This is a genomic window from Spiroplasma endosymbiont of Nebria brevicollis (assembly GCF_964030895.1).
Taxonomy (GTDB): domain Bacteria; phylum Bacillota_I; class Bacilli_A; order Mycoplasmatales; family VBWQ01; genus Spiroplasma_E.
Genome location: NZ_OZ034986.1, coordinates 420,536 through 444,373, shown reverse-complemented (window position 1 = coordinate 444,373; position 23,838 = coordinate 420,536). Strand labels below are relative to the sequence as shown.

The window sequence follows — 23,838 nt, the reverse complement described above, 5'->3', positions numbered from 1 at the left end:
ATTAATCACCACCAAAATTATTTTTATTAATTAATAATTTATTATTAATACCATTAATTAATCATTTCATTTCATGCATTAATGCATACATATCACTATCTCAAGTATCATCATGTAAATCTAACATTTTCGGAGTATTATTATTAGTATCTAATTTCTTTTTATCTAATCATTGCATTAAACTATATTGTCTTTTAGTTTCTGGACATCTTTCTCAATTAAAACTAATAATATTTTTAAGCATACAAATTGTTGTAAAATCAATTCTATCATTTAAATATAAAGTTGATTTATCTACTGCTATAAATTTTAATCATGTTATATTACGTTTTTTAACTCAACTTTTTAAAACATCAATAAATACTAACCCACCATTACCATAATCAACATAACAAGTAAAACCAAATAACATTGCTATATAACGTTTACTTTCATTAATATAATAATTAATAATATCATTTGCTAAAGTATCAGTATCTTTATATTGCATAGTAACATTACTATGATAAAATTCACTTTCTTTATGTGCTCTTCTACCATTATCATTTTCACCAATAAATCATAATGAAGCAGATGTAGGATGACCACTTGGACTTGTTGCCATACCTATATCTAAACCACCAGTTAATCTTTGTACTTGAAAATCTAATTTAGTATTAACTTTATCTAAATATCTAGCAAAAATAGCACCTTGTAAAATACTTGGTACACCATAATATCAACTTTGTGCTTTAATTGGATCTAATACTTTTAATTCTTCTAAATCATTAATCATATCTAATGTAAGATTATGAGCATTTACTTTTCAATTACTATAATGAAATAATTTAAAAATATTATTATCAAATATTGATTTAATTTGTTCATTTTTTTCTTTCATTATTTCTAAATTAAAAGGTACAATTTTATTCATATATTCAATATAATATTGATAAATATTATCTGGATTACAACTTTTTATTTTTATTCTTTTTTTAGCATTACCTAATGCAAATGTTATTGCTTGAAATTCTTGTTGACTAAATTCATTTGCTTCTTCACATCATTCAATTGCTAAATCAAAACCTTTTATTTCACTACGAGAAAGACCTTTTAAAGGTATTCTATCATTTGAATTACTATATACACCCATTACCCTAATAAATGATTTAAAACCTTTAAAACGAAAGTCTGCTTGCTTATTAGGGTATTTTAAAGTAAAGTCTTTATAATCATTCAATCCAATTATTATTAAAGCATTATATATTTCTTTTACTAAATCATTAATATCTTTATTTAATTTTCTAAATGCATAAATAGCAATTGATTTTTGTACTTTAATTGATATAACTATTAATATTGCTAATTCTTCTGCTATACTATATGTTTTACTAGAATATCTACTACCACTAAGATTATATTCACTATGAGTAAAATCACTTTTATTTAATAATCAATAACTAATTTCATTTAAATAAGTAAATTCTTTATTCATAATATTATTCCTGTAATTCTTCTAGTAAATATAAACCAGATGAATTATATAAATCAATTATAGTAACACAAACAATTTTTCTTTCTCGTGTACCAACTGGAATACTATTTAAATAAATTGCACCAGTAATTCCATAATTTCCTTTAACACTTCCAAAAAGATGACATATTTTTGGAGTAAGTGGTACTTGGTCTGGTAATAATTGTGGTGTAAATATAATTTCTAATTTTGGAGCATAACTATAATAAGGTTCAAGATTACTTACATTATTATAAGTTAATTTATATTTTTTATTAGGTTTTAATTCATATTCTATTTGTGTGTTATTTTTTATTAATTTTCCTACTTTTTTTCATTTTGGAATTCTCGGAGTAGGATTTGGATTATTTTTAAATTCAATATCTCAATAATTTTCTTCTATTTCATTAGTTTCTAAACTACTTGATTTAAGTTTTAAAGGTTTAGTTCTTTTATTTAATTCATTAATAGCACCAGTAATAGTTTTATCAGTAGTTTGTAAATTATCATCTTTAATATTTTGTTTTAAAACTATAATATTCATATTATTAGTTACTTCAGTATGAAGTTGACTAATTTTTAATTCTACTGATTTTATATCATTATTATGATTTTCAATACTTTCTTTTTTATCTAATAAATTATTAGTTTCTTCTTTTTTATAATAATCAGTTAAATCTGGTGGTTCACTACCACCAGTAGCACTAATAATATTATCTTTAATAGTTATATTAGTACCTGCAATTAATTTATCTTGTTTTAATAATAATTTATCATCTGCATATTTTTTTGGAATTAAAGTTCCATTTAAATAACTTGAGTAATCTTCTGTAAACGGATTAAAATTTTTATAAGCAACTCATTTATATATAAAATTAGGTACTAAAGTATGTTTTAAAATTTCAATAGCATTTTTTTTATCATCAAGGTCATCAAAATAAATTACTTTATCACTAACATCACTATTAACTATATGAGTTTCTTTATCATATTTAATATTAATAGTTTTTTTTGGACTTTTAAATTCAGGTACTGTAGTACTTGTATTAATACCTCTAGTATCAATATTAACAACTGGTCTTAACATATTTTGTGTATTAGTAATAGTAATTTTAGTTCTAATATCTAATGATTTTATATTAGTATATGGTATATATGCATTTAATGGACTATCTTCTCCACAATTTGAAATAAATTTATTAAAATAATTATTTTTTTGTGGTTCTATTCCTTTTAAATTAAAACCTTTAATATTTGGATATTCTTTAATTTTTCTTAAATAATTAAATACTTCGGGTGGGATAAAATAAGGGTCATCTGGATTAGTTTCACTATAAGTTAATCCACCTTGACTAATTGAACCTTGACCACGTAAATAATCTACATCTTTAGTTAATAAAAATCTAACATAATTAGTAGTTGCTGTTTGAACATTATCTGTAAAATCTGTTGGTGTTATTTCTGGTCATTTTTTACTAATAGTAAAACCACTTAAATAATCAATATTACTACTAGCTACAGATATTGCAAATCAAATTTCATTATCTGGAGTAGTTACTTTATCAAATAATAATTCATTAAAATATTTTGATAATTTAAATTCTTCAACTGTAATAAATAATATTGGGTCTTTAATTGCCATAATTTACTCCTTAATGTAAAAATAAAGGGTATTTAAACCCTTTAAATTTTAATTTTAGTTGCTTTCTTTTTATCTTTTTCTGATAATTCTTTCTTTTTAGATTTTTGTGCTATTACAAAATTATCAATTTGTTCTTGTTCTACATTAAAACTATCAAGTAATTTAGCAGTTGATGTAGTTTCTAATTGTAATTGAGAATTAATTTGTTTAATATTTGCTTTAATAAATTCTAATTCTTTATTATTTTTTAATTCTTTTGCTAAATTTGATTGTTTTGATTTTTTAATAAATTTTGATAATAATAGTAAAACAATAGTCACAATTACTCCACTAGTAACTGCTCCTCCTATAATTCCACTTAATAAATATACTGTTAAATTCATTTTTTATTACACCTTTTCTATTTGAATTTTATTTGAATGATTTTTACATAAAATACATTCTTTTTTATGTTTTTTAATTTGTTGATATTGATAAATTAAATAAGGACTTGTAATAATAATTGGAATTGTTATTAATCCATATTTAATTAATTTTCCATAATTACCTAATTTAGTAATAACATTTACTCCTATATGACTAAACATTGGAAATAAAGTTAATACCAAATGGTCAGGTCAAGTAAAATTATATTGAGTTGTATAACTTCCAATTCCCATTTCTATTGGTATTTTAGGTAGTAATCATGGTGTTATTGTAAAAAATAATGTTATTAATATACCAATAATATGACTAGTTATTTTTAAAATATTAGATATTAATATTTTGATTTTATCTATATGAGTACTATTTTTATTAAATCAAATTTTATTTAATTTTTTATATTCTTTATTATCTTTTGATATTGGATTAATAGTATTTCATATACCAATTGGTTTAATAGGTTTTGTTAAATCTATATCCATATAATCACCTACTTTCATGTTTTATATTTACTTTTATTTTTATAAATAGAAATACCTATATTTTTAGTAGTACTACTTGTTTTATGAAAATTTAAATATTCTTTTCTTTCTACTCTTCATGCTCTACTACCTAATTCAGTTTTTGGTAAAGTTTTAAATTCTTTAAGTTTAAAAAATCCACGTTCTAATCTATTAATAAATGCAGTTGTTTTTAATACATTAATATTAGTTGATTTAAGCACATTATAGCGTTGTTTACCTTTACTAATACCTTTCTCTTCTTTAAGTTGTTTCTTAACATATTTACGTATTTGTGAAGGTAAAAAACCCCTTAAAAAATATCTTCAAAATATTGTTCCAGCACCACTACCATTTTTACCTTTTTGAACTTTCATTAATTCTCAAGTCTCTTCATTTACATTAGGATAAGTATATGGACCATATCAACGTTTATTTTTATATGTATCAGATTGTATTAAAACTTGTAATAATCCTAATTTAAGTGATTTATTAGATTTATAAAATAAACCTTTTTTTAATCATGAACTAGATAATATTACTCAACCTTTATCATCTTTATTATCAGTTTCTTTTACATCTTTATTATTTAAATCTTTAGTATCTTTAGTTTTATTATCTTTAAATAAATTATTAACTTTTTTAATTGGATTAACAAATAATTTATCTAATTCAGTTTTTAAAATAGTTAATTCATTAGGTTTTAAAATAGATAATAATTTTTTAGCAATATTAGGATTAAAAACTGAATAAGGTTGATTTAATTCTTCAATAGAAACATTTTCACTATCTAACACTGATTTTAATCCATTATCTTTACTATAATTTTTTAATAAACTAACAATTAATACTCGAATATCATCACTAGCTAATGCAGAATATATTAATCTAATAATTAAAGGTAACATTATAAAGTAAATAAACTATTACTACGTTGAATATTAGGGTCATAATCATTAATAGTATCTCTTGTTTCATAGTTATCTCAATCAAAATTATTATCATCTGATATTATTGGTTGAGTTTCATTATCAATAAATGAAGTTTCTTGCATTTCTCTATCATGATTTGTTTTCATTGGTAATAAATTATGTATAATTTCACTAGCACCCGCTATTATTGTAGGAATAGCATAAGCATTATTAAAATCATTATTAATACCCATTGCTACACCACTACTAATTAAACACCCACCAGTACCCATATTTGCTATTTTTCTTATTGGTTCAAATCTATTAGGTATTAATTCAGTAATTCCACTAATAAGATTTGAAATACCATAAGCATTTAATGAAATATAAGTATCTCAATCCATTAAATTATTAGAATTATTATTAAATAAATTATCTGGAAATGGATTAACAGTTGTTGATGTTGTACTTGTAGTAGTTATAGGAGATATAGTACTTGTTATTGGATTAATTGTTGTACTAGGTTCTATTGGTGTAATAACAGTATTTAAAAACTTACTATAATTTGCTAAACTAATTGTTCCTAAACCTAATAATATTTTTTTACTACTATTAATAAATTTAGTTTTAGAAGAAGGTCTTTGATTTAAATTTCATATATCTAAACCTAATTTTTTACCAAATAATAAAGAATTAATTGAGCCTAATATTGGATTACCTATTAATTGTCCATAATAAGCACTGGTTCCAATCATTGCTAAAATTGGACTTATACCTGTTCTTATTAATTTTATTAAAGTATAGTTACTCAATGGTATAGTTTCAGCATGTTGTGGCATGTTTATTTTCTCCTTTTAATAATTTAGTAGATTTTTTAATTTGAATTAATACTTTACCTTTTAAATTAACATTATCTCCAACACATACAGCAAAATTATCATGTACATTACTTACTCTTATATAATTTGGATTTAATGTTGGAAATTCATAAAGTAATATTGCTAATATATCTTGTGAACTATTTAAATCTTCTGGTTTTGGGGAATTTATAATAATATGTGATTTATCATTAAAATATTTATATATAAATTCCATAATTTAAGCCTTAGTAAATGTTAATTTAACTGTTCCATAATATTCTTTATTATCACCAGTCATAGTTGCACTTGTATTAGTAATATTAGTATATGTTGCTTTTTTAGGTTCAAATCCAACATTACCTATTTTTACTATTGCTATATCTAATTCATCACTAGTAGGATTATCACTAGCAATAGTAATTTTTCCTAAATCTTTATAATAAATTATATTTTGTAAATCTAAAATATTCATATTATCATAATCTGTTGATTGATAAGTAGCATTAACATTAGTTGGGTCTGTTTTATAATTTTTTGCTCTTGCTGTTTTAATTTCATCAATTGTTGGCATTTTTTCTTGAATAATATACATTAAATCTGGTCTAATTGCACTTGGTAATGCATATAATGCTTTCCCAATAATACGAATATTATCTGTTGCATTATCTAATTTATTTCTTACTTTAGTAAATGAAATAGGCATACCTCACATATATCTGTTATAAACTACACCAAATAAATCTAATAAATTATAATCTTTTTCTAAATGCATACCAGAAACTGTATCATGAATAAAATCTTGTTCTAAATAAAAACTTTCATAAAATTCCATACCCATAATTTGATTTGTATATCTTTTACCAGTTGCTAAAGTATTTGCAGCAATTTGACCATAATTTAATAATGTAAATGCTTTTGCCAAATTAAAACTACTATCAATACCACAAGCACCAGTTAAATCTGCTTTATTAATACCAACCGTAATATCATCTACTTTTTTAATTAATTTATTATTTCTTTCTCCAATTATATAATAAGCATTTAATGCTTGTTCTTTAGTCATATTATTTAAATTTAAAGGTAATACTAATGATTTAGCAATTGCATAATCTTTGGTACCTTGTAAAAATATTAATTCAAAATTTTCTCTTAAATTTCTCATAAATGAACTTGTTCAATTTGAAACAATTTGAGTTGCTACATTTGCTGGTGAAGTCATAAATCTTTCAATATCAAATTCTGGAATATTAAAATCAATTGTTAATTCTTTATCAATAATTAATGTTGTTGTTTTAACTGTTCCTTTTTGTCTTTTAGTACCAGTAAATTCATCTCATGTTGAACCTCATAATACACGAACTGTTGCTCTATATATTGCCATTGCGACACCACTAATATTTGCTATTTGGTCAGCAGTAACAGTATTTCTCATAAATAAAGTACTTATTTCAGCAGTTAATTCACCACGAACTTGTGCTTCAAGTACACTTAAAACAGCATTTTCAGTAGGTGTATTACCACCAATAATAAATGCTTTAGGTATTTGTGGAATTGCCATTTTATCCTCTTTCTATTTAATAGATTTAAGTGCATTTCCTCTTGCTAAATTTACAAGTTTTTCTAATTCGTTAGGGTCAGTAATACCTGTAGTTTTTGCTTTTTCATTTAATTTTCTTTCTAATTCTTCTGGATTAATACTATTTGTATGTAAATCTAAAAGAGTTTTAGGATTAAAATCATTTGTATTAGGTTTATTTTCTTGTTTAAAAGATTCTGATATTTTATCAATAAGAAATTCTTTATAATCTTCATTTATTTTATTAAATGCTTCTTGTTTAGATAAAGATTTATAATTATCAGTACTCATTAAATTTTTAATTAAATTTACTTTTTTAGTATCTTTAATATTAGAAAATAATTGTTGCTCTTCATAACTATTAATTTTAGTTTCATATTCTTTTAATTTAGTTTGTTGTTCTTGTAGTTTTGGATTTAAGATTTTATTTTCCATAAATTCTTCATGTTCTTTAACTAATCTTTGTAAATTTTCTGGTTTAGAATAATCTACTTTATCATCTCATTTAAAATTTTCCATTTTAAACTCCTTATTAATAATAATTCCTATTATTAGGCAAATAGTCACGCCATGTTTCATAATAATTATATCATTTTTACCCTTTAAAATAAAGAAAAAATCTATATTAAATATAGATTTTCTAATTATTATTTTCAATTTTTCTTGGTTCAGTAATATTAATAATTATATTACTATTATTTGTTTCTACATCTTGATTATCTATTAAATCATCAAACATATCTCTATGATTTGTTCTTAAATATAATCATTCATATTGTGCAACTTTAGTTACATTTTTTAATCGTGCAATGCCTATTTTAAGGCATGCTTTATCATATTCGTTAATAAAATCTTTTTGTCATTTTGTCGGTCTTCTTCGGCAATCAAATATGTATTTATTATCAACCTTTAAAATATAATTTAATTCTTGTTTAGTACATTTTTTAAGATTATCTTTATTTGTTCTTAAATATTCTTGTATTTTTTCTTTATAATTACCTAATTCTTTTCTTTGTTTTGGCATATTATTCACCTTTTATCCTTATGTATATTATAACATTTACTATTATTCTTATATATAATCATTTTAGATTAATAATTAAGAAAGGAATTAATATTATGACTTTAATTAATAATGAATATGATTATGATAGTTTAGATATTAAATATACAAATTTAAAAATAAAAGAATATGAACAAGATTTATTAAATTATGATTATAATTATTTTAAAACTTATGATAAAAATAAATATAAATATATACAAAGAAGACAAAAATTAATTATTAATCCTTTTGGAAAATCTTATCTTCCATTAAGAATATATAAAAATTTAGAAACTAATGAAAATATATGTCCAGTAAAAAATTTTATTAAAATTCTAAAATATAAAAATTGTACTAATCGTTTATTAAATTTTATATTAAAACAAATACATAAAGGTAAAAGACAATGTGATATTAAAGATATGTTACCCGATTGTCCTATTTCAAATCAAACTATTAGTAATATAATAAAAAATAGTAAATTTACTATTCAACCTTTAAAAGAAAAAATTAAAGTATTAGATAATCAAAAACTTCATATTGATATTGATGATTGTTATGAATTTTTAAGAAATGATTATGGAATAATAGAAAAACATTGTATTAAAATTTTTAATCTTTATACTCATAAAATTAATATTAGTAAAAATAGAAATAAATTATTAAATAAAACAACAGCATTTTTATTATATAAAAATGATGATAATATGTCACAAGATAAAGTATATAATTTTGTTTTTGAAACTATTAATAATAATTATGATATTAAAATAAATAGTTTAAAAGATTTAGAATCTCAAAATCTTAATTTAATAATTGCAGGTGATGGTGCATTATCAATAAGAGCAATGGCTAAATTATTAGGTGGTTATTATATATTAGATAAATTTCATGCTTTTAGTTATCTTTGAAAATCATTTGTTGGTAAAAGGGGAAAGAAAAAAGAATCTACTGATTGAACTAAGTATATAGATTCATCTGCTTCTTTTAAAAACGGTAATTATAATCAATTTATTAATATTTTAGAAAATAATGTTGATGAAAAAACATTTAATTATTTTAAAAATAATACTCAAGGTATTATTAATCAAGGAGCAGATTGAAATATTGGTTGTTATGCTGAAAGTACTGTTTTTCATTTAGTAAAGTCATTAAAAGGAAATGGTGCAAAAGCATATAATTCTAAAACATTTATTAATATGTTAAATGCAAGAGTAGCATATCTTAATAAACAAAATATTAGTTTTTAGTTAATATAAAATTAAATAAATATTTACCTAAATAGTTAGGAATTTTTAGATTAAAATAGTAAAATTAAAGTGATATTATTGTTTACAAGAATGATAATATATGGTATAATTACACTAACAATTAAAGATATATTTCTCTCATTGAAAGTATCTATACGTATATTTTATTCGCCCCTTTAAGGTTGACTTATAGTTTCAATGCTTAAACTTTTATTGATATTAGTTTTATTAAGGAGTAACAAATAAGTTAATTGGGTAATATTTAAGCCTAATGGATAAATTTGTAAAAAATATAAGATATTTAAAATATTATTTTCATTTAATTCCAAATTCATAGCTAAACAATAACTATATATTTACTTAATATTATTAATAATAATGCGGGGAATATTACGAAAATGATGAGCAATAATAGTAATAACTTCATTTGTTATTTTTCAATCTAAATGGTTTATATTTTCAGTAATAATAGTTTTAATATCTTCAAAATCATAACTTGTTAATTGTAAAACATTGGGAATGCGACTAATTAAAGCTTTTGTTAACATAGCAACTTTATTAGTCGCACCAATAAAGGTAAAAGGTGGTAAATTAATTTTAACAATCTTATTGTTATAATCTTTACCAATCATAATATTAATAAAATTGCCTTCTAATGCTGAGTAAAGAACTTCTAGTATTTCATAGTTAACAACGTGAATTTCATCAATAAAAACAATGTCATACGGTTTAATATTAGCTAAAATACTAAAAGTAACCATTATTTAAATCTCTAATGGCAATCGTAATAATTTCTTCAATTGATAATTCTCAATTAATGTTTTGTAAAATATTAATTATTAATGCTAGTTTTTTCAAAACCTAATTTTAAAAGTGTATCAAAAACAAGAACTGATTTTTGATAATGAATGTCATCATTACTAACCACTGCTAACTGACTACTAAAATAAGTAATAACATTAGTGGCAATTTTGGTGATTATGCCTTTGCATTGCTGCAATACTTTGTTATTTTGATTAGTAATAGCTAATTTAATAGTAGCAATTGGTAGTTGATTTAATAATTTAAGTGCAGTTTTAGTTCCGACACTTCGGACATTAAACAAATCAATGAAAAATATTTTTATCTCTCTTGACAAAAAAGCAAAATGTTGTTCAAACATTGGTTTTTGATAAAAATAAACATAAATTTTAATTTTAGTGTTAACTGGTAATGTCTGTAAATTAACCCCTGTTAAAAGATAACCACGATTATTACATTCAAAAACAATATTATTTGTTAAAATCTCTTTAACAACACCAATCATATATTCATCCATTAGTTTTTACCTCCTTAGTGTTCTTCTCTAATAATTACAACTAAGAATAATAAAAACCTTTTTTTATTTTTGAAAATTATGCTCAATATCCAAAACATCATCGTCATCTTCAATGGCATCAAATAAATTCATTAACACTTTCTCTTGTTGCTTATCATCAATAGTAACAAAATCACTAGGAATATTTCTAATATCATTAGTAATAAATTCATTAATACCATTTTTTTCTAAAGCACTAGTTGATACTGCTAATTGTTGTGGTTTTAAAGTAATAAGAATAACATTATCATTTTTTTCAATATTAAAAATTTCAAGGTCAATTACCATCTCTAAAATTTCATCGGTAGTTAAGACACTATTGAATTCAATAACTCCTGTCGTTTGAAATAAATATTGAACAGCATTGAACTGACCACCCGCTTTATTAAAATAACTACGAATGTTACTTGCCGTACGATTTTTATTATCAGTTAAACAGTGAACAATAATTGCTACATTACTAGGACCAAATCCTTCATAAGTAATAGCATCATAATGGGTTGTTTCATTTTTGTTAGTGGCTTTATTAATAGCACGATTAATATTATCTTTGGGCATATTAATTCTTCGTGCTTTTTCTAATAATAATTTTAAACGCGGATTACTTTCAACTTTTTCTCCACTTAGTTTAACAGCAACATAAATTTCACGCGATAATTTTTGAAATACTTTACCACGTTTATTATCTTGAGCATCTTTACGATGTTTAATATTGGCATATTGTGAATGTCCGGCCATAATTTCATTCCTTCGTATTATTTTCGATTTCATTTAGGAGCTTGTGGTAATGGTACACGTTTGTGCTCGCTGTTTTTGTGCATTGTTTCAATTCTAGTAATAACATCATTGGGAATTCCTGTTTTATTACCAAGTAAATATTGATCTAGTTGCTGATATTTAAATTGCATTTCTGATTCATCAGTTTGTCCTGGAAAAAGACTTGCTGTGGGTTTTCGGGCAATAATCTCTGGTATAACACCTAATAATTTAGCACTATTAATAACATCTTGTTTTAGGAGATGAATAATTGGCAGTAAATCAACACCACCATCACCATATTTAGTAAAGTAACCAATATGTCGTTCATCAGCATTATCAGTTCCCACAACTAAGTAGTTTTCATTTTGTCCTAGTGCATACAATGTTGTCATTCGTAATCTAGCTTTAATATTACCTAATACTAATTGTGATTTTTCAGAATTTAATGAACTGTTGATGGTTGTTTTAAAAGTATTAAAGGTTGATGTTAAATCAACAATTTGACTTCTTAAATCGTGAGTACTAACTAATTTCTGCGCATATTCAACATCAATTGGGTCTGATTGGCATGGTAAAATCACACACAAGTGGTTGTTTGGGAATGCTTCTTTCATTAATAATGCCACAACAGCAGAATCAATACCCCCACTTAGGCCAACAATGAGTCCTTTAGAATTAGTTTTTGTTACTTGGGTTTGTAAAAATTTAACAATTACTTTTAAATATTCTGTTAATACCATTTTTTTCACCTCTCTGTTTAATATTATAATCCTATTCTCAAATAAATTCATAACCATAAATTACAACGTGATGGTCTTTTTCAATCCCTTGTTTTCGTAATTCATCATAGACACCAAGGTCTTGGAGTTTAATTTTAAATAATAAAATGTTTTGATAAGTGTTTAAAGGATTTTTTTGATAAATAGTTTCAATAGTTTTACCAGTAATATTTCAACGGTTAGTTGCACTACGATTAATAATTATTTCTGGTGTTTCTGCTTTATTAATATATTCGTAAACAATGTGTTCATCATTAATATCTTCACGGTTAGCTTGGTAATGCTGTTCTTTTTTAACAGCGTCAAAAATAGTTTGAATTAATGGTTCTAGATTAGTTCTTTTCATAGCAGAAATAGCAAAAATTGGTAACTTAATTTGGATTTGTAATTTTTCTAAGTTTGCTTGCGAATTTGGTAAATCAATTTTATTTGCAATAATAATTTGTGGTTTTTTTTCTAAATTTTTATTATATGTAGCAAGTTCATTCATAATCAATTCATAGTTTAAAAAGTGGTCTTGGGTTTCATCGCTAATATCAATCATATGAACTAATACTTGACAACGTTCAATGTGACGAAGAAACTGTAAACCTAAACCCTTCCCTAAACTAGCACCAGCAATTAATCCTGGTAAGTCAGCCATGACAAAGTTTTCGTTTTTATCAACTTTAACAACACCGAGATGAGGATTAAGAGTAGTAAAGGGATAATCAGCAACAGTAGGTTTTGAAGCAGAAATCGCTCCTAACAGCGTTGACTTACCAGCGTTAGGTAATCCAACTAATCCCGCATTAGCTAAAAGTTTTAGTTCACAAATAATTTCAAATTGTTGGCCAGGTGTTCCCTTTTCTGAAATTTTGGGAACACGGTTAGTTGCAGAAGCAAAACGAGCATTACCACGACCACCAACACCACCAGCAGCAATAATAATTTCTTGCTTGTCTTCAATAATATCACCAAGGATATTCTGAGTTTTAATATCCCTGACAAGTGTTCCTAATGGTACTTTGACATAAGTATTATGTCCTCTTCGACCATGCATATCTTTGGGAGCACCATTAACACCTGCTTCGGCAGTAATTTCTTGACTTTTTCGTAAGTCTAGTAAGGTATTCATACCTGAGTCACCAACAAAGATAATGTTACCACCACGACCACCATCGCCTCCTGATGGACCACCTTTGGAAACATAAAGTTCACGACGGAAGGCAACGACACCATCACCGCCCTTACCTGCTTTTATTTTTAATTTGGTTACATCAATAAAACGCATTTGTTTACTCCTTTTAAATATTTATCTAAGTTTTATTATAGGCATGTTTTGAATATTTTTAAACTATTTATTGTAATTGAATAATTATTTTTAATATAATAGGAGATTTATTTTCCTTGACCAATAATATTCACTATTTTACTAGCAACATCAATTTTACTACCTTGTAATTTATGATTTTGATTTTTAAACATAAAGTTAACTTCTGTTTCATCATTACCCATAACTTTAATGTTATTAATAACCATTCCGTCACATTTTTTAGTTTTCATTTTTGTTAATCCTGAGGCCATATCATTATCATCTTGAACAGCAAAACCAACTAAAGTTTGTGTTGTTTTTATACTACCTAAATGTTTTAAAACATCAATATTAGGTACTAATGATAATGTTATATTTTTATCTTTGGTTTTGTTAATTTTATTTGATATATATGCAGCACTTTGATAATCATTAAGTGCTGCAACACAAAGTATAATATGAGCATCATGAAAGTGAATTGTCATTGCTTGTAACATTTTTTCATTAGTATTAGCATTAATAACTGTTAAATTAGGGTGACTTTCAATCTTAACATCAAGGTCACCAACGATTGCTACTACTTTAGCATTACTTTTTAAATAAGCAGTAACTAAAGCATTACCCATTTTTCCAGACGAATTATTAGTAAGATACCGAATAGGATCAAGATAAGCTCTGGTACGGCCATAATTAATTAAAATAGTTTTATTAGTTAAATCAAGAGCAATTTTAAAATGATTATTAATTATCTCAAAAGCTTCGACAGGTTCTTTTAGTCTACCATCACCAGTAATTTTACAAGCTAACATTCCCATATCAGGATTAATAATAGTAATACCTTTCATTAGAGATAAGGATTGATAATTGTTTTGAAACCCTTGATTGTGATACATATAATGATTCATAGCAGGGAAAATAATTTTAGCTGCTGGACTTGCTAAAAAAGTTGCTAAAGCTAAACTATCAGCAATGGCCAATGTTGCCTTACTAATAAAACTCATGGTTGCTGGATAAACAACAATTAAGTCAGTCTTTAACGCTAAATTTGTATGATTGATAATATCTGCTTTCTCATAAAGTATTTTTTCGAACATTTCACTATGATAAATAAAATCTATTTTTGGTAAAAACAATAAACTACTTTTTGTACAAATTACATCAACAAAAAAATTTGCTTGTAATTTATGTAATAATTGGACAGCCTTAGGGGCAGCAATACTGCCGGTAATAATTAATGTAATATGTTTCACATCAGTTAGCTCCTATCATTATTATGTTTTAATTTAATTAATTTCCTTTTATAAAAAATAAAACCTATCTTCAAACATGAATATTGAAAATAGGCTTAACATTGGATAATGAATTTAGATTTTATTAACTATAACAGAAACACGAGTTTTGTTTTTTTTGAATGTTGTGTACTTAACTATTCCTGGTTTTAAAGCAAATAATGTATCATCACCACCACGACCAACATTTTCGCCAGGGTGAATTTTAGTTCCACGTTGACGATAAATGATTGTTCCTTCTTTTAGACTTTGACCATCACTAATTTTAGCGCCTAAACGTTTAGAATGAGAATCACGTCCATTACGAGTTGATCCTACTCCCTTTTTTGAAGCAAATAATTGTAAATTTAATTGATAACGCATACTTACACCTCCTTAATTTTTAGATATTGCGTATACTGAGCACTAATGGTTTTTAATTGTCATAACATAGTTTTTAACATTACTTGGTTATCATTAGTACTAATGATAACTTTAATTTTTACGAAACCTGATTTATTGTTAATAACTTTGATTGTTTTCTTTTCCATTTGATCTAGAGCATTTAATGTTCCAATCACAATTGCTGAGACAGCTGCACAAACAATATCAGTCCCTAATTGTAAAAAGTTAGCATGACCAGTAATAGTAACTTCATCAATGTTATTATTTTGATAATTACAAGTAACTTTAACCATAATTAATTATTACCACCTAATAATTATTTTTTAGTTGATTTTTCATCATCTTCGCTAATAACTTTAACAGTCATATTTTTATGATCAAAAATAGTTTTTACATTACCTTCACTAATAACAGTTTTTGTATTGTCATCTTCAGGAACTAATTCTACTTTAGTGGCTTTTTTAACAGCAGGTTTTTTAACTGGTGGTTTTGGTTCTTTAGTGATACTAACAGTTGTTTTTACTTCTTCTTCATCTTTAATTGTAGGAGTTGTTGTTGGTGGTTCAACTACACTTTTACCATTAATTAAAATATCAGTAATTAATACTTTTGTATATGGTTGACGGTGCCCATACATTGTTTTAGAATTTTTCTTTGGTTTATATTTGAAAACTCTAATTTTTTTTTCTTTATCTTGCTTTAAGATTTCGCCATGAACTTCAGCACCTTCTAAAAAAGGTTGACCAAAGTTTTGACCAATCATTAATACTTTATCAAAAATAACTTTATCTTTTGTTTTGCCAATAATTTTTTCAACAAAAATTTCTTGACCTGAGGTAACATTAATTTGTTTTCCTCCTGTTTGAATAACTACAAACATTTCTTTCTTACACCTCCAGTTTAGACTCGCCTTATAGGTGGAGCTTATCACTTAATTTACCTAAAGCAGAGCGGTTGAAACTGCATAAACAGTCTTAAATATTATAAATTATTTATTTTGAAAAACAATATAAATTTCATATTTGTTATTATTTTTAATAAAAAAGTTCAAACTATACTTGTCATTTTAAATTACGAGAAGCAATAGTCATATAAAAGCCAATTAAAACAAAACTAACACCTAAATCAATTCCAACTTCAGTGGTAAAGCTGAATTTGCCAACTCATGCATCCATAAACGGATTAACACAATAATGAAATGGAGAAATGTAAACAATATATTTTAAAACATCACTATTTTCAATTAACGTCATTGAAACAATTCCACCAGTTAAAAATGCAATTGGAAAATAAATAATATTAGCAATCGAGATATAAGCAGCTTGTGTTCTTAATAAAGCTGCCATCATCATTCCTAAACCAATAGCATTAACAAATATTAATAATAATTCATGGTAATGATGTTCATAATTGAACTGGGGTTGAAGTAATAACTCAACCAAACTTACTGCCAAAAAAGATTCCTGTTCATAATAAAGTTCATAAAAATGCTAATACTGAGAAAATAATTCCCAAAGTAATAATTACTCCTACAAACAAACTAGGATGGATATTGGTTGCACCTATTCGTTTCATCAACACCGAACTTTTGAATTCAATAATAGTTTGTGGAACAAAGAAAATACCAATGGAAATAATTTGCATAACTGAAATTCCAACAACTAATTTTTGTAATGCTTCTTGACCAACACCTTCAAAGGCAAAACCTTGCAAGAATAAAGTTAAGATTGGATATATGAAAATAAAGAATGGAACAAAGAATCCACGAATAAAATACTTAGCAATTAATTCTAATAATGATGTATGTTTGTTCATAGTGGTTTTTGTAACTAAGGATTGTGCATTTTTAATAGTTGCTTTTTTACTATCAATCTCAACTTGTTGTTGTTTTTTATATTTTCATAATTGATCATGCATATATTTTTCAACGCAACCATGAATTTTAATAATATCTTGTACTGTAGTCTCTTCAATGATTTCACCTTCATTCATGAAAATAACACGTGTACAAAACCGTTCAATTTCGCTCATGTTATGTGAAACTAGAAGCATAGCAACATTTTTTTCAACAATATTAGTTTGGAGAAATTCAAAGATTTCTTCTCGAACTTCAATATCCAATCCTGTTGATACTTCATCAAGAATCACAAGATCTGGTTGATGGATAACACTTAATAAAATGTTAAGTCGTTGTTGTTGGCCACCTGATAAACTTTGTACCATCTTGTTAGTAAGGTGCAAAATTTGATAATTACTTAACATTTTGTTTAATTGTTCTTTAGTAATTTCAATATTAAAAGTTTGTAAATAATATTTAATCATATCCATAACTGTTATACCGTGAGGATAACGTGAATCTTGGAATTGGATTCCAATGACAACTTTATTTTTTTTGATAACACTACCAGAAGTCGGTTTTCTTATCCCACCAATGATTTCACTAATCGTTGATTTACCACTACCATTAGCACCAATTAAGGCGATTCTTTCACCAGGGTAAATATCTAAACTAAAGTTTTTAACAGTAGTCTTACTGCCATACTTTTTACTAACATTACTAATTGTCACTAATTTTTCATTTTTTATTGATTGCGACATGTTTTCTCCTTTTCTTGGATCAAAATGGTTAATTTTAATATTTTAAAAATAGATTGATTACTACTATAAATCCAGGTTATAATGCTAATTAATTGTTGCTTTATTATTTTCATTTTATTTACTCTTTCATTGTAATTATTGCAACTAACGGATTATTATTAAAATAAGTTATTAATTGTTATCATAATACATTTCCAAGTTTACAAGATAAAAGTTGATTTAGACATGAATTAGGTAAGTTTAATTTAGATTTTAGGATATTTTTTAATTTGTGTTTTTCTAATAACTAGCACTAAAACAATACTAGTTAATAAAATACCAATGACAGCTCCAGCAATGGAAATAATAAAACGGATTAACAACTGGTCAGGCGTTAAAAAATAACCTGATATATACAACATTCCTAAGACAAAGGCGAAAGGAATAGCATAAGTAAATTGATCAATTTGATGTAACTTCATTTTATATGCAATTAAAGTAGTGATAAAAGTAAATACAATTAAACTGATAGTTAAAACAATCATCAATCACAGTGGTTCTTTAAACGTAAAAGTAAAATCAGTACCTGTTAAAAAGAATAAAGCTAAAGCTGGTAGTAATACTTGGATTACTAAATATCCAACGCTTACTAAAAATTTAGTACGAAGAAAGTCATTTTCATTATTATTAAACTCCACTTCATTATTACTAATAATATTTTCCATTACTACCTCATTTTAATTTTTACATTATCATAATAAGTATTTTAGCATTTTTAATATCAATTTCAAAGTAAAATTTTTCTAACCAAATAAAAAAGATATACTACTAGCAAAGACGATATAATTTAATTAATTTAAATTAAAAATTTACTTGATTTTACTTGGAATTTATAATAAATAAGCTACAATTATAGTATAAGAAGTTTTAGTAAACTTTTTTTCAGAAAAAATTCAATATGGTGTTTAATCTCTATTTAAATTTTTACATTTAAAATAGGGGTTTTTTGTTCTAATAAACCATTTCAAGGAGTGAAAAATATGCAATCATGCTTCTATAAAGATGAAATTATCTACTTTGCAACAAAATTAGAAAAATGAGCAAATGTAGAAAATAAAACATATTTTATTAAATTTCAAGATACAATATTAAGACTAACAGACATTATCAATACTTATGACTTAAAAAATATTGCTGAAATAAAGATTTACAAATTCTTAGCAAATGCTTTTAATAGCAGAATTTTAAAAGAGGTAGGTGTAAAATAATGAAAATGAATTTAGATAATTCATCAGAAGAATTAAAATTATATTTAAGTGCTATTGGCAATGATAATAGTTTCCAGTTACAAACTATTAATTTATTCCCTAACATTAAAGACATTAATGACTTAGACAATTCATACCCAGAAGCAACAAACCAACCTATTGCTCAAATGGTTAAATAATTTTTTACTTTTTTAGTTATATTATAATATAACTAAAAAAGTCATATAAAAACAAAAAAAGCGTATTAATTTACGACTTTGTTTTTTTATATAAAATGGAGCGGGTGATGGGAATCGAACCCACTTTTTCTGCTTGGAAGGCAGAAGTAATAGCCAGTATACGACACCCGCGGTTATTAACCAAGATCATTTATATCATAGACTTTCAATTAAAGTCAATAACTTTTAATAAAAAAATTAATAAATTTATAAAAATTTTATTTTTTACTACTATCAATAATAATATCTTTTACTTGTTTATTTTCTAAAAATAACAAACCACTATTGAAAAAATAAACAGAAATAACAAAAATCATAGAACCAATGACAAACAAATGAGCAACTAATCAAATCACTCAAAATTTATTAATATTTAAACCAAAAACGAACAATAAACAAATAACAGCAATGACTAATGCTACACCTAAGAAAACTAATAAAATCTTTTTTTTATTAGTTACCCACACTGGCATAATAAAAATAAATAAAATGATACTAGTAATTGGTCAAATCATGACTTTAATTGAAGTATTCATAATTTTACTTATAATAGAATCATTTGATTTAGGGTAAAAATTATTAGTCATAAACATTAATCATACTAAAAATAAAAATAATGATGCTACTGTTAATGTAATTTTACTAATCAACAATGTTCTTTTTAATTTAATTTGTTTTTCCATATTTTACACCACTATATTCTTAATTATACTAATTATACTAAATATTTGAACCTTTACAGCAAAAATATAATTGAAAAAAGAGTAAGGACAAATCTAAACTTTGCTTACTCTTTTAACTTCTTAATCAAATAAACTATACACTATCTAGACATCAAGATTTTTATAATTAATTCTTTTTATAAACACTACCTGTAAATTCTGTTGCACTAGTACCTACATATAAAGCACCCTTTAAAGTAGCATTGCTACTTATGTTATCTGTTATTCCTGATATTTCAGTAAAAGTATTAGGTAGTGTTAGTTTATAAACTTTGCTAATTGTTGTAAGATAAATAGTATTCTTAAAAACAACAACACTATTAATTTTTTGATTATTTAATGACTTATTAGACATAATAGTAAAAACTGCCGTTCCATTGGACATATAGACACCTTTATTAGTTCCTACATAAACTGTCCCATCATCTGCAACATCAATACTAAATAATCTCTCAGATATTCCTGCCATTTTAGTAAAAACTGCCGTTCCATTGGACATATAGACACCTTTATTAGTTCCTACATAAACTGTCCCATCATCTGCAACATCAATACTAAATAATCTCTCAGATATTCCTGCCATTTTAGTAAAAACTGCCGTTCCATCCGTTGAAACATACACTGTATTGCTACTAATAGCATAAACTTTACCATTGGTATTGTTTGTAGCCATTTTGATAATAGTTTCATTAATGCCATCCATATAGCAACAAAAGCAGAAGTACCATTACTCTTATAAACCTTCCCAACATCAACTGCAGGCTTAGCAGCAGTATAGACAGTATTATTAGAACTGTCCGTTGTCATGGTAGTAATAGCACCAACTGTTCCTACTATGTTACTAAAATTAGCAGCATCAACATTAACGCTTAAGTGAGGAGTAGTACCCTGTCAATTTTTATCTGCAACATCAGCTGTAATCTCAACCCACACTTTGCCAACAGTTTGTTTAGTACTAGCAATATCAATACCACCCCTGCCAACAACAAAATACTTAATTTTATAATTAACTAACGGTTTACTGAACTCAGCAGCCATAACAATTTGTGAATCTAAAGCGCTAAAGTCATTTGTACTATTAAAATTTAATTTTAAACCTGTTAATGCTGTTAGTTTTGAAAAATCATTTTTAGCAACACGATTACTAGGATTACTGCCCCCACCACAAGCAACAACACTAGTTAATGGAACAATTGTCAATGCTAAAACACCTTATACTTTTAATAATTTTTTCATTTTTTACCCTCCATAAATAACATTATCAGTTCATTATTAATTATATAATTTTCACTAATAAAATGTTATTAAAAACAAATAAGGGATAGACAAACTAATCTTTTAATTTTATTTGCTTTATCATGATTTTTAAAATCCATAATAATAAAGAAAATAAAACCACCAATGGTGATAATTAAACTAATGACCATTAAGATAATAGCACCAATATCCATATTACTAACCTCTTTCACTTTTAGTTTTACGAGCAACTATTTTTTTAAATGTTTCATGAATAGCTTTATGATATGTTAAAGCAAATGTTAACGCTAAAGTTAAACCAATACCTAATGTTACACCAATTACCCCATAAAAAAATGGACTACTAATAGTGTTAATAATAAAATCATAAATTCCCGTACCAATATTCACTAATATTAAAATTGGTGCAACAATTAAAATTACTATTGTATACCCTTTATTTCATTTAATTCAGGAATTTTCATTATTTTCTTGTTTTAAACTATCATATAAATTTCAACCCCAAGGACTAATACCAACTAATAAGATAAAACCAATAATTAATAACCAAATTTGCGCAACTCAAATTCCTAAACCGTCAAATAGAAATGGTGATTTATTAAAAGTAAACAATACTGATATTAGCATTGCACCTAATAACGACAATAATGCTAAGGCTTTTTTGCGCTGTAAATGGATTTCATATTCTAAACCATTAACCATTGATTCTACTTGACCAATGAGCGATGACATACCAACAAAAAAGAGGGTAACAAAAAAGAGAATGGCTAAGACATTACCCAACACTGCGACTTGACTATTAATAATACCAAATAGTTGTGGTATTACTTGAAAAATTAAGGCTGGTCCAGCATGAAAAATATTATCAAGATTAGTTTCACCTTTATTATAAGCAATAGCACCCATGGCATTAAAAACAATCATTGCTGTTAAAATTCCAATAACAGTTGTCCCGAATGCCACAACAAAAGCCTGATTAGTACTATCTTGTTTTTGGGGAGCATGGGCAGCATAAATATAAATCGTTCCAGTACAAGTTGATAACATAAAGAATGCTTGACCAAACGCATCTTTCCAAACACTAGGAGTTAATAAATCTTTACCGTCCAAATTGAACATTACATTTAAACCTAATTTAGCACCTGATAAGGTACTAGTGTAAATAACTAATACAATAATCATTAAAAAGAGGAAAGGAATAAAAACTTTATTAGCTTTCTCAATCTCTTTTTCGACACCACCTAGTAAAATAATTCATACCCCTAATGTAGCTAATAATACCATTCAGTTTAATGAACCAAGAGCAGCGAAACTAGTAGGACTGCTGCTACTGGTAACTTGTAAAATATCATGATAAAAATATGAATCATGATTTAAGTTATTAGTAAAACTAATACCAATATTGATTAAGGTTCAACTAACTAAAACACTATAATAAGTACTTAGTAAAATTACTGTTGCTGAATGTAATCAAGCAAAAAAAGCACCTTTTTTGTTAAAGAATTCAATATGATTTTTGCGATATTTATTACCAATCGTTATTTCAATAAATAAAACAGGAATGGCACAAATAACCATACAAATTATAAAGGGAATAAGAAAAGCACCATGGTGGTTATACATTTGGGTTGGAAAACCTCAAATTCCACCTAAACCGACAGCAGAACCCATTACTGATAGTAAAAATCCTAATTTAGAAATATTTAAACGTTGCTTTTTCATCTAATCACCACACCTTACTTATAGTTACTAACTATAACGAAAATGATTTCTAAATGCTAGATTTATCTTTATTGACATTCTACCAATGAATATATAGTTTCAAATAAGTGTAAAATTTAATAATAAATTCAAAAATGATTATAATATTATTTATATTAGAGGAAGAGAGGGTTTTTCTATGAAGTTATTAACATGTTTAGCAGTAGCAACAACATTAAGTTTAAATGTTGTTGCTTGTGATAGTGATAGTTCAACAGAACCACCAAACCAAGAATATAAACTCACTAATTTGAATAAACAAATTTCTTTATCAGTTCGCTTGTCAGACACAATAAGTTTAGTTGCTGATAATGATAACAATGGTTTTATTTTTGATAGTACTAAACCAGCTGATTCACAATTTGTTAATACTCAGTTAAAAACTGAAAACATTTTATCGTTTATCAGATACAACAGGAATCTTTGTTAATACAAATAATTTAAGTTATTATTTTGATATTAATGGAGGTTTTA

At 25.2% G+C, this 23,838-nt stretch carries 31 protein-coding genes, 1 tRNA gene, 1 pseudogene and 1 other annotated feature; of the genes and pseudogenes, 4 read left to right on the top strand and 29 right to left on the bottom strand.

The window, feature by feature from the left end:
• Position 1: 1 nt before the first annotated feature.
• From AAHM98_RS02565 to AAHM98_RS02520, 10 genes are all read right to left on the bottom strand, one after another.
• Positions 2–1,474 carry a hypothetical protein gene (locus tag AAHM98_RS02565; RefSeq protein ID WP_342276921.1) on the bottom strand — a complete coding sequence of 491 codons (1,473 nt, stop codon included), beginning with the start codon at positions 1,472–1,474 and terminating at the stop codon, positions 2–4.
• A gap of 4 nt (positions 1,475–1,478) precedes the next feature.
• The gene (locus tag AAHM98_RS02560; protein WP_342276920.1) at positions 1,479–3,134 is read right to left on the bottom strand and encodes a hypothetical protein; all 1,656 of its coding nucleotides are present in this window, start codon (positions 3,132–3,134) and stop codon (positions 1,479–1,481) included.
• Positions 3,135–3,175: 41 nt separating this feature from the next.
• Entirely contained in the window at positions 3,176–3,517 is a 342-nt protein-coding gene (locus AAHM98_RS02555) for a hypothetical protein (RefSeq protein ID WP_342275916.1), read from the bottom strand.
• A 6-nt stretch (positions 3,518–3,523) separates the two neighbouring features.
• Positions 3,524–4,039 (bottom strand): hypothetical protein, encoded by a 516-nt coding sequence (locus AAHM98_RS02550; protein ID WP_342276919.1) that lies wholly within the window; start codon positions 4,037–4,039, stop codon positions 3,524–3,526.
• Between the two features lie 8 nt (positions 4,040–4,047).
• Positions 4,048–4,965 carry a hypothetical protein gene (locus tag AAHM98_RS02545; RefSeq protein WP_342275746.1) on the bottom strand — a complete coding sequence of 306 codons (918 nt, stop codon included), beginning with the start codon at positions 4,963–4,965 and terminating at the stop codon, positions 4,048–4,050.
• Positions 4,965–5,807, bottom strand: a complete 843-nt coding sequence (locus AAHM98_RS02540; protein ID WP_342275924.1) for a hypothetical protein — start codon at positions 5,805–5,807, stop codon at positions 4,965–4,967. The genes AAHM98_RS02545 and AAHM98_RS02540 overlap by 1 nt, the downstream gene beginning before the upstream one ends.
• Positions 5,773–6,063, bottom strand: a complete 291-nt coding sequence (locus tag AAHM98_RS02535) for a hypothetical protein (RefSeq protein WP_342275923.1) — start codon at positions 6,061–6,063, stop codon at positions 5,773–5,775. Before AAHM98_RS02535 ends, AAHM98_RS02540 begins: the two co-directional genes overlap by 35 nt.
• A 3-nt stretch (positions 6,064–6,066) precedes the next feature.
• On the bottom strand, positions 6,067–7,386 hold the full coding sequence (locus AAHM98_RS02530) for a hypothetical protein (RefSeq protein WP_342276918.1): 1,320 nt from the start codon (positions 7,384–7,386) through the stop codon (positions 6,067–6,069).
• Between the two features lie 12 nt (positions 7,387–7,398).
• The gene (locus tag AAHM98_RS02525; protein WP_342275991.1) at positions 7,399–7,923 is read right to left on the bottom strand and encodes a hypothetical protein; all 525 of its coding nucleotides are present in this window, start codon (positions 7,921–7,923) and stop codon (positions 7,399–7,401) included.
• 121 nt (positions 7,924–8,044) lie between these two features.
• The gene (locus AAHM98_RS02520; protein WP_342275810.1) at positions 8,045–8,428 is read right to left on the bottom strand and encodes a hypothetical protein; all 384 of its coding nucleotides are present in this window, start codon (positions 8,426–8,428) and stop codon (positions 8,045–8,047) included.
• A 95-nt stretch (positions 8,429–8,523) separates the two neighbouring features.
• Between AAHM98_RS02520 and AAHM98_RS02515 the strand changes: the two genes are divergently transcribed.
• Positions 8,524–9,699, top strand: coding sequence for an Mbov_0401 family ICE element transposase-like protein (locus AAHM98_RS02515; protein WP_342275992.1), 1,176 nt, complete (start codon positions 8,524–8,526; stop codon positions 9,697–9,699).
• Between the two features lie 176 nt (positions 9,700–9,875).
• Here AAHM98_RS02515 and AAHM98_RS02510 read toward each other — a convergent pair whose 3' ends face one another.
• The 13 genes and pseudogenes from AAHM98_RS02510 to AAHM98_RS02450 form a co-directional block, all read right to left on the bottom strand.
• Entirely contained in the window at positions 9,876–10,034 is a 159-nt protein-coding gene (locus tag AAHM98_RS02510; protein ID WP_342276917.1) for a hypothetical protein, read from the bottom strand.
• Between the two features lie 21 nt (positions 10,035–10,055).
• Complete coding sequence (locus AAHM98_RS02505; RefSeq protein WP_342276916.1) at positions 10,056–10,460, bottom strand: AAA family ATPase; 405 nt, start codon at positions 10,458–10,460, stop codon at positions 10,056–10,058.
• 71 nt (positions 10,461–10,531) lie between these two features.
• On the bottom strand, positions 10,532–11,017 hold the full coding sequence (locus AAHM98_RS02500) for a hypothetical protein (protein ID WP_342276915.1): 486 nt from the start codon (positions 11,015–11,017) through the stop codon (positions 10,532–10,534).
• Between the two features lie 63 nt (positions 11,018–11,080).
• On the bottom strand, positions 11,081–11,827 hold the full coding sequence (locus tag AAHM98_RS02495) for a YebC/PmpR family DNA-binding transcriptional regulator (protein WP_342276914.1): 747 nt from the start codon (positions 11,825–11,827) through the stop codon (positions 11,081–11,083).
• On the bottom strand, positions 11,812–12,555 hold the full coding sequence (gene nadE / locus AAHM98_RS02490) for an NAD(+) synthase (RefSeq protein ID WP_342276913.1): 744 nt from the start codon (positions 12,553–12,555) through the stop codon (positions 11,812–11,814). Before nadE ends, AAHM98_RS02495 begins: the two co-directional genes overlap by 16 nt.
• Before the next feature lie 31 nt (positions 12,556–12,586).
• A complete protein-coding gene (gene obgE, locus AAHM98_RS02485) occupies positions 12,587–13,867 on the bottom strand; it encodes a GTPase ObgE (RefSeq protein ID WP_342276912.1) in 1,281 nt (426 codons plus the stop codon).
• Between the two features lie 107 nt (positions 13,868–13,974).
• Positions 13,975–15,138 (bottom strand): bifunctional phosphopantothenoylcysteine decarboxylase/phosphopantothenate--cysteine ligase CoaBC, encoded by a 1,164-nt coding sequence (gene coaBC, locus AAHM98_RS02480; RefSeq protein WP_342276911.1) that lies wholly within the window; start codon positions 15,136–15,138, stop codon positions 13,975–13,977.
• Between the two features lie 114 nt (positions 15,139–15,252).
• On the bottom strand, positions 15,253–15,540 hold the full coding sequence (gene rpmA / locus AAHM98_RS02475; RefSeq protein ID WP_308149912.1) for a 50S ribosomal protein L27: 288 nt from the start codon (positions 15,538–15,540) through the stop codon (positions 15,253–15,255).
• Positions 15,541–15,542: 2 nt separating this feature from the next.
• On the bottom strand, positions 15,543–15,854 hold the full coding sequence (locus AAHM98_RS02470) for a ribosomal-processing cysteine protease Prp (protein WP_342276910.1): 312 nt from the start codon (positions 15,852–15,854) through the stop codon (positions 15,543–15,545).
• A 296-nt stretch (positions 15,855–16,150) separates the two neighbouring features.
• A pseudogene (gene rplU, locus AAHM98_RS09000) lies at positions 16,151–16,441 on the bottom strand (50S ribosomal protein L21); the annotation flags it as partial.
• 12 nt (positions 16,442–16,453) lie between these two features.
• Positions 16,454–16,527, bottom strand: a sequence feature (ribosomal protein L21 leader region).
• Between the two features lie 86 nt (positions 16,528–16,613).
• Positions 16,614–16,907: a hypothetical protein gene (locus tag AAHM98_RS02460; RefSeq protein ID WP_342276908.1), complete on the bottom strand. Its 294-nt coding sequence runs from the start codon at positions 16,905–16,907 to the stop codon at positions 16,614–16,616.
• Between the two features lie 22 nt (positions 16,908–16,929).
• Complete coding sequence (locus AAHM98_RS02455) at positions 16,930–18,159, bottom strand: ABC transporter ATP-binding protein (protein ID WP_342276907.1); 1,230 nt, start codon at positions 18,157–18,159, stop codon at positions 16,930–16,932.
• Positions 18,160–18,404: 245 nt separating this feature from the next.
• Positions 18,405–18,863, bottom strand: a complete 459-nt coding sequence (locus AAHM98_RS02450) for a DxFTY motif-containing membrane protein (protein ID WP_342276906.1) — start codon at positions 18,861–18,863, stop codon at positions 18,405–18,407.
• A 315-nt stretch (positions 18,864–19,178) separates the two neighbouring features.
• Between AAHM98_RS02450 and AAHM98_RS02445 the strand changes: the two genes are divergently transcribed.
• Together AAHM98_RS02445 and AAHM98_RS02440 are read left to right on the top strand one after the other, a co-directional pair.
• Positions 19,179–19,406 (top strand): hypothetical protein, encoded by a 228-nt coding sequence (locus tag AAHM98_RS02445; RefSeq protein WP_342276905.1) that lies wholly within the window; start codon positions 19,179–19,181, stop codon positions 19,404–19,406.
• Complete coding sequence (locus AAHM98_RS02440; RefSeq protein ID WP_342276904.1) at positions 19,406–19,585, top strand: hypothetical protein; 180 nt, start codon at positions 19,406–19,408, stop codon at positions 19,583–19,585. Before AAHM98_RS02445 ends, AAHM98_RS02440 begins: the two co-directional genes overlap by 1 nt.
• Positions 19,586–19,681: 96 nt before the next feature.
• Here AAHM98_RS02440 and AAHM98_RS02435 read toward each other — a convergent pair.
• From AAHM98_RS02435 to AAHM98_RS02410, 6 genes are all read right to left on the bottom strand, one after another.
• Positions 19,682–19,756, bottom strand: a tRNA-Gly gene (locus AAHM98_RS02435).
• Positions 19,757–19,842: 86 nt separating this feature from the next.
• The gene (locus AAHM98_RS02430) at positions 19,843–20,307 is read right to left on the bottom strand and encodes a hypothetical protein (RefSeq protein ID WP_342276903.1); all 465 of its coding nucleotides are present in this window, start codon (positions 20,305–20,307) and stop codon (positions 19,843–19,845) included.
• Positions 20,308–20,473: 166 nt separating this feature from the next.
• Positions 20,474–20,929, bottom strand: a complete 456-nt coding sequence (locus tag AAHM98_RS02425) for a hypothetical protein (RefSeq protein WP_342276902.1) — start codon at positions 20,927–20,929, stop codon at positions 20,474–20,476.
• Positions 20,866–21,546 (bottom strand): hypothetical protein, encoded by a 681-nt coding sequence (locus AAHM98_RS02420; RefSeq protein ID WP_342276901.1) that lies wholly within the window; start codon positions 21,544–21,546, stop codon positions 20,866–20,868. Before AAHM98_RS02420 ends, AAHM98_RS02425 begins: the two co-directional genes overlap by 64 nt.
• A gap of 104 nt (positions 21,547–21,650) precedes the next feature.
• Positions 21,651–21,797, bottom strand: coding sequence for a MetS family NSS transporter small subunit (locus tag AAHM98_RS02415; RefSeq protein ID WP_342276900.1), 147 nt, complete (start codon positions 21,795–21,797; stop codon positions 21,651–21,653).
• Positions 21,798–21,801: 4 nt separating this feature from the next.
• Entirely contained in the window at positions 21,802–23,325 is a 1,524-nt protein-coding gene (locus AAHM98_RS02410) for a sodium-dependent transporter (RefSeq protein ID WP_342276899.1), read from the bottom strand.
• 178 nt (positions 23,326–23,503) lie between these two features.
• Here AAHM98_RS02410 and AAHM98_RS02405 point away from each other — a divergent pair, with 178 nt between their 5' ends.
• Positions 23,504–23,794 carry a hypothetical protein gene (locus AAHM98_RS02405; RefSeq protein WP_342276898.1) on the top strand — a complete coding sequence of 97 codons (291 nt, stop codon included), beginning with the start codon at positions 23,504–23,506 and terminating at the stop codon, positions 23,792–23,794.
• The last annotated feature ends 44 nt before the right edge of the window (positions 23,795–23,838 follow it).